At 66.8% G+C, this 15,312-nt stretch carries 13 protein-coding genes; 3 read left to right on the forward strand and 10 right to left on the reverse strand.

Features of this window, described 5'->3' with window-relative positions; translation table 11 throughout:
* Nucleotides 1–9 precede the first annotated feature (9 nt).
* The 8 genes from ACHQ4I_RS17850 to ACHQ4I_RS17885 all read right to left on the reverse strand — a co-directional run bounded on the left by ACHQ4I_RS17850 (nucleotide 10) and on the right by ACHQ4I_RS17885 (nucleotide 8,413).
* The gene (locus ACHQ4I_RS17850) at nucleotides 10–1,071 is read right to left on the reverse strand and encodes a ferrochelatase (RefSeq protein ID WP_420772911.1); all 1,062 of its coding nucleotides are present in this window, start codon (nucleotides 1,069–1,071) and stop codon (nucleotides 10–12) included.
* 21 nt (nucleotides 1,072–1,092) lie between these two features.
* Nucleotides 1,093–1,929 carry an NADH-dependent enoyl-ACP reductase InhA gene (gene inhA, locus ACHQ4I_RS17855; RefSeq protein ID WP_420772912.1) on the reverse strand — a complete coding sequence of 279 codons (837 nt, stop codon included), beginning with the start codon at nucleotides 1,927–1,929 and terminating at the stop codon, nucleotides 1,093–1,095.
* A 75-nt stretch (nucleotides 1,930–2,004) separates the two neighbouring features.
* The gene (fabG1, locus tag ACHQ4I_RS17860; protein WP_420772913.1) at nucleotides 2,005–2,721 is read right to left on the reverse strand and encodes a 3-oxoacyl-ACP reductase FabG1; all 717 of its coding nucleotides are present in this window, start codon (nucleotides 2,719–2,721) and stop codon (nucleotides 2,005–2,007) included.
* 97 nt (nucleotides 2,722–2,818) lie between these two features.
* On the reverse strand, nucleotides 2,819–3,823 hold the full coding sequence (locus ACHQ4I_RS17865) for a VWA domain-containing protein (protein WP_420772914.1): 1,005 nt from the start codon (nucleotides 3,821–3,823) through the stop codon (nucleotides 2,819–2,821).
* Nucleotides 3,820–4,770, reverse strand: coding sequence for a DUF58 domain-containing protein (locus ACHQ4I_RS17870; protein ID WP_420773089.1), 951 nt, complete (start codon nucleotides 4,768–4,770; stop codon nucleotides 3,820–3,822). Before ACHQ4I_RS17870 ends, ACHQ4I_RS17865 begins: the two co-directional genes overlap by 4 nt.
* Before the next feature lie 32 nt (nucleotides 4,771–4,802).
* Nucleotides 4,803–6,005, reverse strand: a complete 1,203-nt coding sequence (locus ACHQ4I_RS17875; RefSeq protein ID WP_420772915.1) for an AAA family ATPase — start codon at nucleotides 6,003–6,005, stop codon at nucleotides 4,803–4,805.
* Nucleotides 6,006–6,144: 139 nt separating this feature from the next.
* Nucleotides 6,145–7,572 carry an NlpC/P60 family protein gene (locus ACHQ4I_RS17880; protein WP_420772916.1) on the reverse strand — a complete coding sequence of 476 codons (1,428 nt, stop codon included), beginning with the start codon at nucleotides 7,570–7,572 and terminating at the stop codon, nucleotides 6,145–6,147.
* 265 nt (nucleotides 7,573–7,837) lie between these two features.
* Nucleotides 7,838–8,413 (reverse strand): Rv1476 family membrane protein, encoded by a 576-nt coding sequence (locus ACHQ4I_RS17885; RefSeq protein WP_420772917.1) that lies wholly within the window; start codon nucleotides 8,411–8,413, stop codon nucleotides 7,838–7,840.
* 355 nt (nucleotides 8,414–8,768) lie between these two features.
* Between ACHQ4I_RS17885 and ACHQ4I_RS17890 the strand changes: the two genes are divergently transcribed.
* The 3 genes from ACHQ4I_RS17890 (at nucleotide 8,769) to ACHQ4I_RS17900 (ending at nucleotide 13,223) form a co-directional block, all read left to right on the forward strand.
* Complete coding sequence (locus ACHQ4I_RS17890; RefSeq protein WP_420772918.1) at nucleotides 8,769–11,600, forward strand: aconitate hydratase; 2,832 nt, start codon at nucleotides 8,769–8,771, stop codon at nucleotides 11,598–11,600.
* Nucleotides 11,601–11,690: 90 nt separating this feature from the next.
* Nucleotides 11,691–12,257 carry a TetR/AcrR family transcriptional regulator gene (locus ACHQ4I_RS17895; protein ID WP_420772919.1) on the forward strand — a complete coding sequence of 189 codons (567 nt, stop codon included), beginning with the start codon at nucleotides 11,691–11,693 and terminating at the stop codon, nucleotides 12,255–12,257.
* A gap of 174 nt (nucleotides 12,258–12,431) precedes the next feature.
* On the forward strand, nucleotides 12,432–13,223 hold the full coding sequence (locus ACHQ4I_RS17900; RefSeq protein WP_420772920.1) for an SDR family NAD(P)-dependent oxidoreductase: 792 nt from the start codon (nucleotides 12,432–12,434) through the stop codon (nucleotides 13,221–13,223).
* Between the two features lie 11 nt (nucleotides 13,224–13,234).
* Here the strand turns inward: ACHQ4I_RS17900 and ACHQ4I_RS17905 are convergent, their stop codons facing one another.
* Nucleotides 13,235–13,996 carry an ABC transporter permease gene (locus ACHQ4I_RS17905; protein ID WP_420772921.1) on the reverse strand — a complete coding sequence of 254 codons (762 nt, stop codon included), beginning with the start codon at nucleotides 13,994–13,996 and terminating at the stop codon, nucleotides 13,235–13,237.
* Nucleotides 13,993–15,270, reverse strand: coding sequence for a glycosyltransferase (locus ACHQ4I_RS17910; RefSeq protein WP_420772922.1), 1,278 nt, complete (start codon nucleotides 15,268–15,270; stop codon nucleotides 13,993–13,995). Before ACHQ4I_RS17910 ends, ACHQ4I_RS17905 begins: the two co-directional genes overlap by 4 nt.
* Nucleotides 15,271–15,312: the final 42 nt, after the last annotated feature.

Here is a 15,312-nt window from a genome sequence, read left to right on the forward strand (position 1 = left end):
CCTCGAGAGCTAGGTTGCCGCGGCCGGGCGTCGCGGTGGGGTGCAGCAGTCGATCGCGCAGGGGGCACCGTTTGCGGTGCAGCCGTAGCCCGGAATGTCGCCGAGTCGGCGTGGCGATATACCGGTCAGGTGCTCGTTGATCAGTTCGACGACCAGTTGGGCGAAGCGGGGGTCGGTGCCGGGTGTGGCGGCCCTGGCGAAGGCCATGCCCAGTTCGGCGGCCTTGTCCTTGGCTTCGTTGTCCAGATCCCAGATGACTTCCAGGTGGTCGGAGACGAAACCGACGGGGCAGACCACCACCGCGTCTACGCCCTTGCCGGACAGATCCTCGAGATGATCGACGATATCGGGGTCGAGCCACGGGATCCGGGGCGGACCCGAGCGGGACTGCCACACCAGATCGTAGTCGGTGAATCCGGTTGCGGCGGCGCACAATCGGGCGGCTTCGGCGACTTGGCGACTGTACAGACGGCCACCGTCGGCAGGCGGACCCGCGGAAATATCGGCCGAGACCGGGATCGAGTGGGCGGTGAACACCAGTCGAGCGCCTTCCCGGCGCTGCGCGGGAAGAGATCCGACCGCAGCGCGAATCGCCTCGGCGAATGCCTGGATCAACAGCGGGTGGTCGAAGTACTGCCGCAACTTCACCAGTTCCGGCGCGTCCGGCCCGAAAGCCGCACGCGCCCTGCTGATGTCCTCGTCGTACTGCAGACAGCCCGAGTACCCGCCCCACGCCGAGGTCGGGAACACCAGCGCCGACCGCACACCGTCGGCGGCCATCCGCGCGACGGCGTCCTCGACCATCGGATCCCAGTTGCGGTTGCCGAAGTACACCGGTAATTCGATTCCGGCAGCGGCCAATTCGCGCTCGACCGCGGCGATGATGTCGCGGTTGAGCGCATTGATCGGCGAGACACCACCGAAGTGCAGGTAATGCTGGGCGACCTCGTCGAGGCGTTCGCGCGGCACGCCCCGGCCCCGAGTGACGTTCTCCAGGAACGGCAGCACGTCCTCGGGCCGCTCGGGGCCGCCGAACGACAACAGCAGCAGGGCGTCGGCGGCCCGAACCACGATGTCTCCCTTCGAATTACGTCAGTTGATCGACATGTTCTCCGGGAACCAGGTGTTGTGGCTGGCTCCACCGTCGACGTAGATGATCGAACCGGTGGTACCCGGCAGCCAGTCCGAGAGCAGCGTGACGATCGACTTCGCCACCACCGTCGGGTCGTCGACATCCCAGCCGATCGGCGACGCGCCGTCCCAGTAGACGTTGAGCTGGTTCAGCTTGGCCGCATCGTCGGTCGCGGTGCCGGCGATGGCCTTGGCCGCGAGGGTCTTGATCGGACCGGCGGCGATCAGGTTGGAACGAATCCGCTTGGCGGTGCCCACCTCGCGCGCCACATACCGGTTCACCGACTCCAGCGCGGCCTTCGCCACACCCATCCAGTTGTAGAACGGCATCGCGGTGCGCGGATCGAAGTCCATGCCGACGATCGAACCGCCCTCGTTCATGACCGGCAGCACCGCGCGAGCCAGCGAGGCGTAGCTCCAGGCCGAGATCTCGAAGGCCTTGGCCGCGTCCGGGCCGGGACCGTCCAGGAACGGACGCGCCTCCGGGCCCATCAGCGTGCGGGGTGCGAAGGCGATCGAGTGCAGCACACCGTCGACGCCGTCGGGCGCGATCTCGCGCACCTTATCGGCCAGCGCGGCGAGATCCTCCTCGCTGGTGACATCGAGCGGGATGGCCGGGGCGACCTCCTGCGGCAGCCGCTTGGCGATCCGATCGATCAGCCGCAGCCGCTCCGGAATGCCGGTGATGATCACCTTCGCACCCTGCTCCTGCGCGACCGCGGCCGCGTGGAACGCGATCGACGAATCGGTGATGATGCCGGTGATCAGGATGGTCTTGCCTTCGAGCAATCCGCCCATGGGTTTTCGGTTCTCCTGTAGTCGAAGTTCGTATGCTTATGCGACCGCCGAGGCGGCGCAGGCGTTTCGGTTGGCTCAGTGGCCCATGCCCATGCCGCCGTCGACCGGGATCACGGCGCCGGACACATACGCGGAATCATCGGAGGCCAGGAAGCTGATCACGGCGGCGACATCTTCCGGCTGGCCGAGGCGCTGCAACGGAATGAACTTCTTCGCGGTGTCGCGCAGATCGTCGGGCAGTTCGGCGGTCATATCGGTCTCGATGAAGCCGGGCGCGACCACATTCGCGGTGATCGAGCGCGAGCCGAGCTCACGGGTGATCGAGCGCGCCAGACCGATCACACCGGCCTTCGAGGACGCGTAGTTGATCTGGCCGGGTCCACCGCCGAGGCCGACGACCGAGCCGAGGAAGATCATCCGGCCCCAGCGCGCCCGCAGCATGGCGCGGTTGGCCCGCTTCGCGCAGCGGAACGCACCGGTCAGGTTCGCATCGATGACCCGGGTGAACTGCTCCTCGGTCATCCGCATCAGCAGGGTGTCGTCGGTGATGCCCGCATTGGCGACCAGCACCTCCACCGGCCCCTGATGCTGCTCCACCTCGGTGAAAGCGGCATCGACCGAAGCATTGTCCGTCACATCGCATTTCACACCGAACAGCCCGTCCGGCACCCCCGACCCACGATGTGTGACGGCCACCTTGTGGCCATCGGCAAGCAGACGCTGTGCGACCGCGAGGCCGATGCCGCGGTTGCCACCGGTCACCAAGACCGACCGGGAGGTGATGTTCGACATAGGGACCAACCTATCTGTTCGGGTTCGTGCGCCACGCCCGGGCCACGCATAGTGTGTTAGGTGGCTCCGGGCGCGTCGCGACGTCGGACATTGACGACTACGGCAGGCGTTGACGATAGAGCAAGCCGGTGATCACCCCGGCAGCGACAACCAGCATGCCGAGCAAAAGCCATGGCCGACTGGCATCGCCCCTGGTCAGTTCGAAGCCGATCTGCTCTTCGAGGGTGTCGTAGACGGCGGTCAACTCGGTCAGGCTCGAGGCGGTATAGAAGTCGCCGCCGGAGAGCTTGGCGATCTCGCGCAGCGCGTCGTCGTCGACAGGCACCTTGACGCGCTGTGCGCCCTTACCGTCCTGGTCCGGGATCTCCACCGTGCCCCAAGAGGTGCCGAACGAAATCGTCGACACCGGAACGCCTTTGTTCTTGGCCAGGCGCGCGGCGGTGAAACCGTGCCGTGGATTGTCGACATCCTTATCGTCGGGCACGGTCTGTTTACCGTCCGACATCAGCACGATGCGCGCGGGTGGCGGGGTTTCCGCGCCGCCGAGCACCGTGGCGATGGTGTCGATCGACTGCAGTGCGGTGAGAATGCCCTCACCGGTGGCGGTGCGTTCGGCGAGTTTGATGTTGTCGATAGCGGCCTTGACGGCCTCGCGGTTCGTCGTCGGCGGCACCATCACCGAGGCGGTGCCCGCGAAGGTCACGAATCCGAGGTTGATGCCCGGCGGCAGCCCGTCGACGAATTCCTTACCCGCCTTCTGCGCCACCTTCAGTCGCGACGGCGGCACGTCGGTGGCCTCCATGGACAGCGAAACGTCCATCACCAGAACGACTGTCGCACGATTGCGCGGCACCTTCTTGACCGCCGTCGGTCCCGCGGCCGCGATGGTGAGGAACACCAGACCGATCAGCATCAGAGCGATCGGCACATGCCGGATCGGACTCGGCCGCGACGGAGCGACCTTCTCCAGCAGTTCCATATTGCTGAACCGCAGCATGTGCCGGTGGCGGCTGCGCTGAACAAGGATGTATCCCAGCGCGATCAGCACGACGACGGCGAGGAAGCCGAGCCAGACCAGCGCGGTGAAATGCGAAATGCTCACTGGCGCGGCGCCCGTCCGCTCGGGGCGCCGAAGGCGTGGCGCCGGGTTGACACGAACCGGACCACATCCGAGATCCAGTCCCGATCGGTCTGCAGGGTGAGCACCGGTGCGCCGCAACTGCGCAGCGCCTGTTCGACCTGGACGCGATGCCGCTGGGCCGCCGCCGCGAAATCGGCGCGCAGCGCGGGCGTCACGCTGAATTCGCGGGTGCGCCCGGTCTCCGGATCGTGCAGCACCACATCACCCATATCGGGCAGCGACAGATCGCGCGGATCGAGCACCTCCACCGCGAGCAGATCGTGGCGCGCGGAGATGGCGCGCAGTGAGCGCTGCCAGTTGATGTCACCGAGGAAGTCGCTGATGACCACCGCGAGTCCGCGCTTGCGCTGCGGGCGGCGCAGCGATTCGATCGCCTCGCGCAGATCGCCGCGCACACCGTCGCGGGCGTGCGGCGTGGTCGCGATGTCGCGCAGCATCGACTGCGCGTGCACCCGGCCGCTGCGCGCCGGAATGCGCGTCAATTGCTCGCCGGTCGCGACGACCGCGCCGATCCGGTTGCCGCCGCCGCTGGTGAGGTGGGTGATCGCCGCGGCGGCCGCGATCGCCAGATCGCGCTTCTGGCACAGCGCGGTGCCGAAGTCGAGGCTGGCCGATAGGTCGACCACCATCCAGGTCTCGAGTTCCCGGTCCGCGATCATCTGCCGCACATGCGGATGGGTGGTGCGGGCGGTGACCGACCAATCCATTTGCCGCACATCGTCGCCCGGCTGATAGGTCCTGGCCTCGCCCGGTTCCGAACCGGGACCCGGGATCAGTCCGAGATGATCGCCGTGCAGCACACCGTCGAGCCGACGCCGCACGGTCAGTTCCAGCGTTTTCAGCGCTGCCGTCAGTTTCGGATCGGAGAGTTCACCCGATCGGAAGGACGGCGGTGCGTGGGATGACATCGGCACTGGTGGAACCGGATCCGATGCTGAGGTCACTTCGGCTGGTTATTGCTGGCGGCCGGGGACATCTGCGCCACCGGCGGCTGCGGCACCGCATCCTGTGGTACGGGCGGCTGCGGAATCGGCGAGCCGTGCGGGCCCATGGCGGGCGGGGCGGCCGGAACCGGCGCGGCCGCGGCGCCCGGCGCGACCGCCTGCGGCGCCACCTGCGGCAGACCGACGGTCTGCAGTACCCGCTTGATCACATCGTCCGGGCTGATCTCGTCGGCGAGCGCGTCGTAGGACAGCACCAGACGGTGGCGCAGCACATCCGGAATCACCTCGACGACATCCTGCGGCACCACATAGTCGCGGCCGCGGATCAGCGCGACGGCGCGGGCCGCGGCGATGATGCCGAGGCTGGCGCGCGGCGAGGCGCCGTAGGCGATCCAGCTCGCCACATCCTGCATGCCGAACTCGGCGGGCTTGCGGGTCGCCGCGATCACCCGGACCACGTAGTCGACCAGCGCGTGGTGCACGAACGTATTCGCGGCCACCTGCTGCAGCCGGATCAGCTCGACGGGTTCGAGGATCGGCTTGGCCTCCGGCGGGGTGACACCCATCCGGTAGATGATCTCGCGCTCTTCCTCAACCGACGGGTAGTCGACCATGACCTTGAACAGGAAGCGGTCGCGCTGGGCCTCGGGCAGCGGGTAGACGCCCTCGCTCTCGATCGGGTTCTGCGTCGCCATGACCAGGAACGGATCGGGCATGGGGTAGGTCTTGCCGCCGATCGACACATGCCGCTCGGCCATCACCTCGAGCAGTGCGGACTGCACCTTGGCGGGTGCGCGGTTGATCTCGTCGGCCAGCACGAAGTTCGCGACGACCGGGCCGAGTTCGGTATCGAATTCCTCGCGGCCCTGGCGGTAGATCCGGGTACCGATGAGGTCGGTCGGCACCAGGTCCGGGGTGAACTGGACGCGGGCGAACGAACCGCCGACGACCCTGGCGAAGGTCTCCACCGCAAGGGTTTTGGCGATACCCGGCACACCCTCGAGCAGTACGTGGCCGCGCGCGAGCACTCCGACGAGCAGCCGTTCGACGAGCCGATCCTGGCCGACGATAACGCGCTTGACCTCGTATATCGCCTTTTCCAGGGTCTGGACGTCACGCTCCAGGGTGCTGGGTGCGGGAGCAGCGGCCCCTTTCGCCAAACTTGCCCCGCTCACACCGTCCGTCGAAGTCACCAACATCCCCGCTTTCGCTTTGGTCCTGTGCGTGCTGCCACAACTATTCCAGGTAATGGCCGCATACGCCGCAACCGGACCCGAGATCACGGCAAATCAACAGATTCGCGCGGCCGGGTTCGCGGCGTACGGCCCCAGCCTAGGGTTAGGAGACGATCCGCACCGCGTACGGCATGATGCCGCCCTCGCGCACCGGAGACACCCTTACCACTTCGCCGGATTGCGGCGCCTCCACCATCTTCCCGTTTCCGAGGTAGAGCGCAACATGTTCGCTGCCGTTCGGTCCCCAGAACAGCATGTCGCCGCGGGTGCGCTCGGCAACGGGCACCCGGGTGCCCGCGTTGTACTGGTAGCCGCTGTAGTGCGGCAGCGAGACGCCGATTCCGGCGAAGGCGTAGATCATCAGGCCCGAGCAGTCGAAGCCGACCTTGTTGTAATCGCCGTAGCTGTCGGCGACGCCGCCGTCGTGGATGCCGAGCGTCGGCCCGTCCTCGTCGCCGCCGCCCCAGGCATAGATGACACCCAGCTGCGACATCGCGCGGTCGACAACGGTTTCGATGGCCGCGGAGCCGCCGATGGACGGCATGCTCGGCCGGGTGGCGCGCGGCCTGGTCTGACGCGGCGGCGGCGAATCATCCATCTGGATATGCGGGCGCTTACCCTCGCCCGCCTGCGCCGCGCGGTCCTTCGCGGCCTGGTCCTGTGCGGCGCGTGCGGCGGCGGCCGCCGCGGCGGCGCGCACGGCGGCCTCCTCGGCCTTGCGCTGCTCGTCCCAGGCCAGGTAGGCCTCGCGTTGTCCTTGCAGCCCAGCCACATTCGTGCGGGCGAGATCCAAACGTCCCTGCGCCGCGGTGCGCTCGCGTAGTAGGCCCTCCCGTTGGGTGGCCTGCTGATCCTGTTCGGCCTTCACCGCGGCGACCGCGTGCTCGGCGTCGGCCTTCTTCTGCTCGGCCGCCGCGGCGGCGGCGTCGGCAACCGACTTCGCTTGGCGCGCACTGGAATTCTTATTGCCCTGATCGATCTGGGCGCGGCGCAACGAGTCCAGTACCGACTGCTGATTTTTCGAGACCAGGGTGAGTACCTGGGCGCGGTTGAGGGCGAGGTCCGGGGTGGCCGAGGACAGATAGGTGACCATCGAGGTCGCGGCGGGCCGGGTATAGGCCTGCACCGCGAACTGGTCGAAATTGCGCTTGGCCTGCTCGACCTGGGTTCCGGCGTCGGTGAGTTCGCGCTGGGTGTCCACGACCGCGGCGGCGGCCGCATCGGCGGCGTCGCGCGCGTTCTGCAGATCGACGAGGGCCTTATTGACCTCTTCGCGCTTCTGGGCAACCGCGGCGTCGAGTTCCTGCAGCTTCTGATCCACGGTGGCGACCTGGTTGATCAGCGCACCGACCTCGCTGACTCTGGCGTCGACTTGTGCTCCGGCATCGGCGATCTGGCTATCGCTCGGGTTCGGTGGGGCAGGCGGCACCGCGGCGACGGGTCCGGCCGTGCCGAGTACAGCGGCAGCGACCAGCAACCCCAGAGCGACCCACAGCGGACGCCGAGAACCGGCTACGCCGTTGTTGCGCATCGCACCTCCAAAGGACCCGACTGCGGCTTAACCTCACGAGCCCCCTGCGAACCATCCCGCTCAGTGGTTGACAGATAGCTCTCTCAACACTTCTTCCCCATCAGTAATCATTCGAACCGTACGTCACATCATTCACCAAAGAAACTCCGGCAACAGAACTACAGCCGCGTAATTTAACCGTCGCCCGGGGATAGCCGAACGATTACGGGGATTCGGTCGCGCAAAACAAACCGACCGACAGGAAAAATTGCTGAACGGATACCAGCTACGAAGTGGAGTCCCGGTCGTCGTCGAGCCCGGAAACCCCTACCGGCACGAACTCCTGGGCAGGCCGACGAGACTTGATCCAGTAGAGTCCGCCGACCACGACTGCCGTGCCGACCAGCAACACGCTGGTGATCGCGGTCCAGGAGAACTTCTCCGGCCGGTCGAGCCGATCGACGAAAATCTGCGCCGCCTGTGCCGAATGCCCCTGCGTGCTCTTGGACGCGTCCTCGGCCCACTCCAGCTTCACCCGGCTGATCGAATCGCTGTAGGTGCCGACCCAGTCGTCGCTCAACACCACCACGGTTCCGTGCTCGGTCTTGCCGACCTCGGTGGCCAGGTCACGTAGATTGGAGTCGTGACCTGGATTGCCGGGAATCACCACGATGCTGAGCTCGATGCCATGAGCTCGGGCGTCGGCGACAACCGCCTCGAGCGCGTCCTGGTCCTTACCCTTCGGGGTGGCGACGTGGTTGTCGACCACATCCTCTTTGATCTGCGCCAAGGTCTTGTCGTCGATACCAGGCGGCAATTCGGCGCGCATGGGCGTGAAAACCGAGGTGTGCGAGACGGTCATCTTCCATCCGGTCTGTCGAGCCGCATCGGCACGCGAGGCGACGGGCATCCAACACTGCAGGGTGAACCGGTACTTGCCCACCGGTCACCCCGACTAACTCGCAAGCACAGTACGCGACCGCGTGTCGTACCACCTTCTGACGGCGCGCAGAACGGCACCCGCGCGTTTCACAGGACAAGCGTACTGTTAGGCTCGAAGGCGCGAGGAGCCAGCACCTTCCGGGGTCTGGAACCCTCCGAAGACAGCCGTAGCGACTGCTTACAGGTCGCTCGAAAAAACCAGCAGTAGCGACCGCTCGCAGGTCGCTCGACAAAACCGGTCATCGGCACAGCCCCGCCGATGACCACCCTCACAGATGAGTGGAGCTGACGTGACGACAAGTATCGATACTTTCGGCGCCAAGGGCACCCTCGAGGTCGGAAGCAACTCCTACGAGATCTTCCGTCTCTCGGCCGTGCCGGGCACCGAGAAACTCCCCTACGCACTGAAGGTCCTCGCGGAGAACCTGCTCCGCACCGAGGACGGCGCCAACATCACCGCCGATCACATTCGGGCCATCGCGAACTGGGATCCGAACGCACAGCCGGACACCGAGATCCAGTTCACCCCGGCCCGCGTGATCATGCAGGACTTCACCGGCGTGCCCTGTGTCGTCGACCTGGCAACCATGCGTGAGGCCGTCACCGCTCTCGGCGGCGACCCGAACAAGGTCAACCCGCTCTCCCCCGCCGACATGGTCATCGACCACTCGGTCATCCTCGATGTCTTCGGCCGCGCTGACGCCCTCGAGCGCAACGTCGACCTGGAGTACCAGCGCAACGGCGAGCGCTACCAGTTCCTGCGCTGGGGCCAGGGCGCCTTCGACGACTTCAAGGTCGTCCCGCCGGGCATGGGCATCGTGCACCAGGTGAACATCGAGTACCTGGCGCCGACCGTCATGGTCCGCAACGGCCAGGCCTATCCGGACACCTGCGTCGGCACCGACTCGCACACCACCATGGTCAACGGCCTCGGCGTGCTGGGCTGGGGCGTCGGCGGCATCGAGGCCGAGGCCGCCATGCTGGGCCAGCCGGTCTCCATGCTGATCCCGCGCGTCGTCGGCTTCAAGCTGACCGGTGAGATCAAGCCGGGCGTCACCGCCACCGACGTCGTGCTCACCGTCACCGACATGCTGCGCAAGCACGGTGTGGTCGGCAAGTTCGTCGAGTTCTACGGCAAGGGCGTCGCCGAGGTTCCCCTCGCCAACCGCGCCACCCTGGGCAATATGAGCCCCGAATTCGGTTCCACCGCCGCGATCTTCCCGATCGACGCCGAGACCATCAACTACCTGCGCCTGACCGGCCGCAGCGACGAGCAGCTCGCGCTCGTCGAGGCGTACGCCAAGGAACAGGGCATGTGGCACGACGCCGATCACGAGCCCGCGTACTCGGAGTACCTGGAGCTGGACCTGAGCACCGTCGTGCCGTCCATCGCGGGACCGAAGCGCCCGCAGGACCGAATCCTGTTGTCGGACTCCAAGACCGCGTTCCGCAAGGACATCCACAACTACACCAGCGACGCGGAGAGCGGCCCCGCCGCCGTGACCCCGCACTCGCACCTGGACGAGGCCGTCGAGGAGTCCTTCCCGGCCAGCGATCCGGCCGTGCTGTCCTTCGCCGACGACGACGCGATCCTGCCGTCCGCCGCCAACGGCAACGTCGGCCGTCCGTCCAAGCCGGTCAAGGTCTCCGATCCGGAGCGCGGTGATTTCGTGCTCGATCACGGCGCCGTCGTGGTCGCCGGCATCACCTCCTGCACCAACACCTCGAACCCGTCGGTCATGCTGGGCGCCGCCCTGCTGGCGCGCAACGCGGTCGAGAAGGGCCTGTCCTCCAAGCCGTGGGTGAAGACCAACATGGCGCCGGGCTCGCAGGTCGTCGCCGACTACTACGAGAAGGCCGGACTGTGGCCGTACCTCGAGAAGCTCGGCTTCTACGTGGGCGGCTTCGGCTGCACCACCTGCATCGGCAACACCGGCCCGCTGCCGGAGGAGATCTCCAAGGCGATCAACGACAACGATCTGTCGGTCACCGCGGTGCTCTCCGGTAACCGCAACTTCGAGGGTCGCATCTCCCCCGACGTGAAGATGAACTACCTGGCCTCGCCGCCGCTGGTCATCGCGTACGCGCTCGCGGGCACCATGGACTTCGACTTCGAGACCGACGCCCTGGGCCAGGACACCGACGGCAACGATGTCTTCCTGAAGGACATCTGGCCGTCGCCGCAGGAGATCGACGACACCATCAAGTCGGCGATCAACCGCGAGATGTTCACCAAGTCCTACGCCGACGTCTTCAAGGGCGACGCGCGCTGGCAGAACCTGGAGACCCCGGAGGGCGACACCTTCGCGTGGGACGAGAACTCGACCTACGTCCGCAAGGCGCCGTACTTCGACGGCATGGAAATGGAGCCGGCCCCGGTCACCGACATCAAGGGCGCTCGCGTGCTCGCGCTGCTCGGCGACTCGGTCACCACCGACCACATCTCCCCGGCCGGTCCGATCAAGCCGGGCACCCCGGCTGCGCAGTACCTCGACTCGCACGGCGTCGAGCGCAAGGACTACAACTCCCTGGGCTCGCGTCGCGGTAACCACGAGGTGATGATCCGCGGCACCTTCGCCAACATCCGGCTGCGCAACCAGCTGCTGGACGACGTCTCGGGCGGTTACACCCGCGACTTCACCCAGGACGGCGGCCCGCAGGCGTTCATCTACGACGCCTCGCAGAACTACCAGGCCGCGGGCATCCCGCTGGTCGTGCTCGGCGGTAAGGAGTACGGCTCGGGTTCCTCGCGTGACTGGGCCGCCAAGGGCACCTCGCTGCTGGGTGTGAAGGCCGTCATCACCGAGTCCTTCGAGCGCATCCACCGCTCGAACCTCATTGGTATGGGCGTCATTCCGCTGCAGTTCCCGGCCGGTGAGTCGGCCGCGTCGCTGAAGCTGGACGGCACCGAGACCTTCGATATCGAAGGCATCACCAAGCTGAACGAGGGTGCGACTCCGAAGACCTTGAAGGTCACCGCCACCAAGGAGAACGGTGATGTGATCACCTTCGACGCGGTGGTCCGGATCGACACGCCCGGTGAGGCCGACTACTACCGCAACGGCGGCATCCTGCAGTACGTGCTGCGCAATATGATTCGCGGCTGATCGACTGTGCTGTAGTGGGTCCGCGCACCGCAACCGTGCGGTGCGCGGACCTGTTCACATTGCATTGCCCGCTTCGCTCGGAGGAGCCAGATGCCCAAGGTCAGTGACGATCACCTCGCCGCCCGGCGTAGTCAGATACTCGACGGGGCGCGGGCGTGTTTCGCCGAATACGGGTACGAAGGCGCCACCGTGCGCCGCCTGGAGGAGGCAATCGGCCTGTCCCGCGGCGCGATCTTCCATCACTTCCGGGACAAGGACGCCCTGTTCCTCGCGCTCGCACAAGAAGACGCCGACCGCATGGCCGACGTCGCGGCCAACCAGGGTCTGGTACAGGTCATGCGCGATATGCTGGCCCATCCGGAGCAATTCAATTGGCTCGGAACGCGTTTGGAGATCGCGCGCCGGTTGCGCACCGATCCGGAGTTCCGCGCGGGCTGGACGCAGCGCTCCGCAGAGCTGACCGCCGCGACGCTGGCCCGTTTGGAACGCCGCAAGGCCGCCGGTGCTTTGCGCGACGATGTGCCGACCGATGTCTTGCTCGGCTATCTGGACCTGGTGCTCGACGGGCTCATCGCCCGCATCGCCTCCGGGCACACCAACGAAAACCTTTCCGCGGTACTGGATCTGGTCGAAGCGTCGGTGCGCCGCAAGGACTGAATCAGCCGCAGCATCCCCCGCGGGGGCCATCCGGCGGCGGCGCCATAGCCGCGTGAGGACCCGACCGATGCTACGACAGGCGGCAGCGCGTCCTCGCTCCCGACAACCGCCGCCGCTACGCCGTGCGACCTGGGATGCCACGCGAAATGCGGTATCTCGACGATAATCGTGCGCATGAAACTGAACGGAGCGCGTGTCCTGGTCACCGGGGCGACAGGCGGGATCGGGGTCGCGATCGCCGCCGCGGTCGCGGGTCGAGGGGCGAGCGTGGTGCTGTCCGGACGCCGCGCCGACGAACTCGATAAGGTCGCCGCACGGTTCGGGGCGCGGGCGGTCGTCGCGGACCTCGCCGTGCCGGGCGCCGTCGAGAAGCTGCTCGCGGAGGCCGGTGACCTCGATATCGTCATCGCCAATGCGGCATTGCCCGGTTCGGGAGACCTGCTCGACTATTCGCCGACCGAGATCGATCGTGCGCTGGAGGTCAATCTGCGCGCACCCATCATGCTGGCCCGCCTCGCGGGTGAGCGCATGGCCGAACGCGGCAAGGGCCACCTGGTCTTCATCAACTCCCTGTCCGGCAAGGCCGCATCCGGTAAGGCGGCGATATACAACGCGACCAAATTCGGACTCCGCGGCTTCGCCTTGGCCGTGCGCGCCGACCTCGAGGACCGCGGCGTCGGTGTCTCGTCCATCTACCCCGGATTCGTCAGGGACGCGGGCATGTTCGTCAAATCCGGCGCGGCACTACCACGGGGCGTCGGCACCCGAAGCCCGGAAGACGTCGCGAACGCCGTGGTTCGTGCGATCGAACGGAATATCGCCGAAACCGACGTCGCACCGCTGCCGGTTCGTCTCGGCGCCAGCTTCGCCCTGATCGCCCCGAATCTCTCGAACCGCGTCCAACACCTCTTCGGCGCCGACAAGGTAATGACCGAACTAGCCGCAGGTCACCGCGACATGCGCTGAGCCGGAACGCATTACCGCCGCGATAAACGGCTGAATACGACGCTCGCGCCGGCGAATCCGAGGGTCGCGAGGATGACGCACCAGAGGATGGCGAGCGGGGCGTGGTGTCCGGCGCCGGTCGCGTTGAGGAGGCCACGCACCGTTTCGATGATGGGGGTGGCGGGTTGGTAGTCGGCGAAGCCGCGCAGCCAGTGCGGCATGGTGGCGGTTTGGACGAAGGCGCTGCTGATGTACGGGATGAACATGATCGCGTAGGTGAGACCGCCAGCGGCTTCCGGATTCTTGGCGGCCAAACCGAGTGCGACGGCGATCCAGGAGATCGCCGTGACGAACAGGGTGATCACCGCTAGGGCCGCCACCCAGCCGAGTAGACCGGCCTGGGGCCGGTAACCGAGCGCGATCGCCACCGAAACCGCGATCGCAATGGCCGCGAGATTGCGCATCACCCCCTCGGCGACATGTCCGGCCAGCACGGCCTGCCGGAACATCGGCAGTGTGCGGAACCGGTCGATACTGCCCCTGGTCATATCGGTGGATACCGCCGTGGCCGTGATGGATGAGCCGAAACCCGTGCACAGCAACATGATTCCGGGCACCACATAGTCCAGGTAGGGGCCGCCGACATCGATGGCCCCACCGAAGACGTAGGTGAACAGCAGCATGACCAGGATCGGCATGAGCAGCGAGATGATCAGGGTGTCCCGGCTGCGCAGCGTATGCCGGACACAGCGGCGGAACATGACCATGGTGTCGGCGAAGACGTCGATCGTCACCGGGCGGCGGCCTCTACGATGTCGGCGGTGCGCGCGGCGGCGTCCTCGGTGCTCAGCGTTTTCGCGAATTCCGCTGCGCGGGAACGACGTTCGGGTGTCAACAACGATGCGACACCCTGTTCGAGCCGCGACTCGGTGAGTCGCGTGAACGGCAGGTGCGCACCCACGCCGAGACGTTCGACCTGTCCACCCCACATGGGCTGCTCGAACGACACCGAGCACACGAGCGTCGGCAATCCGGCGCGCAGACTCTCGAACAGCGTCCCGATGCCGCCGTGATGCACCGCGGCCGCGCAATGCGGAAAGACCAGGTCGTGTGCGAACGGACCGACGACCTTGACGTTCGGTCCCGCCTGTGCGTCGGCGATATCCAGATCACTCCACCCGGCGCTCACCAGCGCACGCACCCCCAGCCGAGCCGACACCTCGGACACCATCGCCAGCACCGCCGCGGTATCGCGGATCGGCATGCTGCCGAAACCGAAGAACACCGGCGGCTCGCCCTCCTCGATCCACGACAGGATGCCCGCATGGTCGCCAGCGAGATCGCCGACGGCCTCGCGGGCGGCGTGATCGAGGGTCAGAAATCCGGTGAACGGCCTGCGCTCATCCCATTGTTCGGGCAGTCCGGGCACCAGTGCCGGATCGTAGATCTGCACCTCCGGGACATTCGCCCGGGCCAGCACCGCGGCCGTGCTGGCCCGCGATTTCGGCAACCCGAGCGTCACCCGCAGGTCATTGAGGTAGCGCATGAACACCACGCGGCGCAGATTCTCCGCGATCATCCACGTCGCCCGATTCACCGCCGCTGGCGGATTCCAGCGCGGCGGCAGCGCACCCGGAAACGGATAGGCGCCATTGCTCCGGCAGGGGAAGTAATGCAGGCTGACCAGCGCAACGCCCATCGCCTCGGCGACCGAACTGGCCCGGTCCTCGGTGACCGTGCTGGCCACGATCAGATCGGCCCCCGCACACACATCGATGACCTCGCGGTTCATCTGCTGGGCGTAATCGGCCATCTGACTGGCCACCAATTGCATCAGCCGCAGCGTATTTCCGGCGGCAAGGGCCCGCTGTCCGGCATCCGAACTGTAGAGCTGCTGCACATCGGGTCCGCAGGCGACGGCGGCGAGGCCGGTGGCCGTGGCGAATTCGACGAGATTCGGCGGCGCCCCGAGCAGCACGTCGTGGCCGCGGCGGCGCAGCTCCAGTCCCAGCGCCACGACCGGCTGGACGTCTCCACGAGTTCCGGTGAGCGGAATCGCTATTTTCACGGCGGCTCTTTCGGTATTGGGCCCGTGACCCGACTCCGAGCG

This window comes from Nocardia nepalensis, assembly GCF_048910785.1.
In the GTDB taxonomy this organism is placed as follows: domain Bacteria; phylum Actinomycetota; class Actinomycetes; order Mycobacteriales; family Mycobacteriaceae; genus Nocardia; species Nocardia nepalensis.

What these genes read in the sequence shown, in the direction of transcription:
- ACHQ4I_RS17895 (WP_420772919.1), top strand. Translation starts at nt 11,691, where the DNA reads ATGCCCAAGGTCAGTGACGATCACCTCGCCGCCCGGCGTAGTCAGATA.
- ACHQ4I_RS17885 (WP_420772917.1), bottom strand. Translation starts at nt 8,413, where the DNA reads ATGACCGTCTCGCACACCTCGGTTTTCACGCCCATGCGCGCCGAATTG.
- ACHQ4I_RS17875 (WP_420772915.1), bottom strand. Translation starts at nt 6,005, where the DNA reads ATGTTGGTGACTTCGACGGACGGTGTGAGCGGGGCAAGTTTGGCGAAA.
- ACHQ4I_RS17870 (WP_420773089.1), bottom strand. Translation starts at nt 4,770, where the DNA reads ATGTCATCCCACGCACCGCCGTCCTTCCGATCGGGTGAACTCTCCGAT.
- ACHQ4I_RS17900 (WP_420772920.1), top strand. Translation starts at nt 12,432, where the DNA reads ATGAAACTGAACGGAGCGCGTGTCCTGGTCACCGGGGCGACAGGCGGG.
- fabG1 (WP_420772913.1), bottom strand. Translation starts at nt 2,721, where the DNA reads ATGTCGAACATCACCTCCCGGTCGGTCTTGGTGACCGGTGGCAACCGC.
- ACHQ4I_RS17890 (WP_420772918.1), top strand. Translation starts at nt 8,769, where the DNA reads ATGAGTGGAGCTGACGTGACGACAAGTATCGATACTTTCGGCGCCAAG.
- inhA (WP_420772912.1), bottom strand. Translation starts at nt 1,929, where the DNA reads ATGGGCGGATTGCTCGAAGGCAAGACCATCCTGATCACCGGCATCATC.
- ACHQ4I_RS17880 (WP_420772916.1), bottom strand. Translation starts at nt 7,572, where the DNA reads ATGCGCAACAACGGCGTAGCCGGTTCTCGGCGTCCGCTGTGGGTCGCT.